Annotated in this window: 2 protein-coding genes; both read right to left on the reverse strand. The window is 32.2% G+C overall.

Features of this window, described 5'->3' with window-relative positions:
- Positions 1-499 precede the first annotated feature (499 nt).
- Positions 500-652, reverse strand: a complete 153-nt coding sequence (locus B0I22_RS16215; protein WP_166668258.1) for a hypothetical protein — start codon at positions 650-652, stop codon at positions 500-502.
- The gene (locus B0I22_RS16030; RefSeq protein WP_133946625.1) at positions 649-1,182 is read right to left on the reverse strand and encodes a hypothetical protein; all 534 of its coding nucleotides are present in this window, start codon (positions 1,180-1,182) and stop codon (positions 649-651) included. The genes B0I22_RS16215 and B0I22_RS16030 overlap by 4 nt, the downstream gene beginning before the upstream one ends.
- Positions 1,183-1,353 lie beyond the last annotated feature (171 nt).

Raw genomic sequence — 1,353 nt, forward strand, 5'->3', positions numbered from 1 at the left:
TGCCAAACCGATGTTGTCTGCAGTATTTTTTATTCAGTCGAATCGGAAATTTCGTGCGTTCATTTCGATTTAGAGAAGCAGAAATTCAGCGGTTTGTTTTTCAGTTAAATTTCGTTTTTCGTCAGTTTATTTTTCAAAGTTATTTTTCAGTCAAATTTTTTGTCCATAAATTCCTTGTTAATTTTCAGTTTTCAGTTTTCAGTTTTTTTTTCATTAAATTCAAATTGTCAGTTCTCAAGAATTTTCAATTTAGACTTCTCGATTTTCGATTTTCAAATTTTAGAATATTCATTTTTGGAACTTCAGTTAAATTCAATTTCAGAAAATTCGATAGGGTAGATTTGAAAAAAAATATTGCAGACAACGTTCCGGGGCTTTGCGATGGTGGGGCAATCGAAGCGAAAATCTTCAATTTTGTACAAAAGTTGAACCGAAGAACTACCGTTGAACTTTGCAGTTTCGCCCCACTATTGCAAAACCCTTGTTAGCCGTAGTGTTTTTATGCTTTCACTTTTTTCGGCTTGTTTTGAGGCCTTTGCTTTTTGAGTTTTCTTTCTTTTAGAAATTTGCTAAACTCAATATCTTCTTTTTCGGTTGGTTTTACATTTGAGAAAACAACTTCTTTTTCTTCTAATTTTTTTATATCTATCATAACTTGAAATCTTTAAAATATTGTTTAACTAAAAATTTTGCTTCCTGTGTATCAATAAACATTCTGTTTCCTGCAAAACGCTTTGCTCCCAAAGTTTTTTCATAATGCACCATTAGTTGAGTTTTGGCTACAAATGAAACAACCCCGTCATAATTTTTCTCAAAAGACGTTTTGCAGGCAAAAGCAACCAAATTTCCCGCCACTCCCGAATAAAGTTTGCTTTTTCCTTTATTAAATTTCGCACTCTCAATCAAATCCATAAAAATGTGGTCGCCTTTGTCAGTTAAAGAAATTAATCCTTGAATAATTTTTGGATTTTCAATAGTGTTTAATTTAAAAACCAACTTTGTTGTATCGTCAATCTCTTTTTTCCAGTCAAAATTCCAATCAGATTTTTTGATAATCTTTTTGTCAGCAAGATTTAAGGGAACGATTTCCGTTAGAAAACTTTCGCCCGAAATTGCGTTTTCAATTGACTTTGTCAGTTTGTCAATCTCAAAATCCAATTGTATTTCAGCATTTTTTTTCATTCCTCTAAAATACAAAAAAAATAGCCAAAAAATTTCAAAATTTTCTATTCGGAGCCGAGTTTTTAACATTACGGCTAACGTTTCGGGGCTTGGCGATGGCGGGCAAATCGAAGCCGAAACTTTCAACTAAAATACAAATTTCTACCGAAGCACAAAACGTGAATTTTTGAC

Origin of the sequence: Epilithonimonas xixisoli (assembly GCF_004365655.1) — a bacterium.
Taxonomy (GTDB): domain Bacteria; phylum Bacteroidota; class Bacteroidia; order Flavobacteriales; family Weeksellaceae; genus Epilithonimonas; species Epilithonimonas xixisoli.